Origin of the sequence: Rhizobium sp. GR12, from assembly GCF_036596185.1 — a bacterium.
Classification (GTDB): domain Bacteria; phylum Pseudomonadota; class Alphaproteobacteria; order Rhizobiales; family Rhizobiaceae; genus Agrobacterium; species Agrobacterium nepotum.
The window spans coordinates 1-395 of sequence record NZ_JASXTH010000050.1; the positions used below are offsets into that span (position 1 = coordinate 1).

The window sequence follows — 395 nt, forward strand, 5'->3', positions numbered from 1 at the left end:
CACTACTTACGGAGTCTCGGTTGATGTCCTTTCCTGCAGGTACTTAGATGTTTCAGTTCCCTGCGTTCGCTTCTTACACCCTATGTATTCAGGTGTAGATACCTCATCGCGATATCTAGAAACCTCTTTCGCTGAACCCTCGAACCCGGCATCACCGGGTGTCTTTTGTCCTCACGCTGTCGCGATCTACGATCGCTACGCTGCGGACGGCGCGCCAAAACATTGGCGACGACCTGAAGGTCTGTATGGGAAGTCCCATGCAAACCATTCAAAAAGACATATTCAAGTGTTTAGCAAAACAGATTTTCTAGATATCTGAGGTGGGTTGCCCCATTCGGAGATCCATGGATCAAAGCTTATTCGCAGCTCCCCACAGCTTATCGCAGCGTATCACG

General features: G+C 49.6%; 1 rRNA gene. It reads right to left on the reverse strand.

Annotated elements, in window-relative coordinates:
- Nucleotides 1-395: ribosomal RNA gene (locus QSK43_RS27055) — 23S ribosomal RNA — on the reverse strand; the annotation flags it as partial.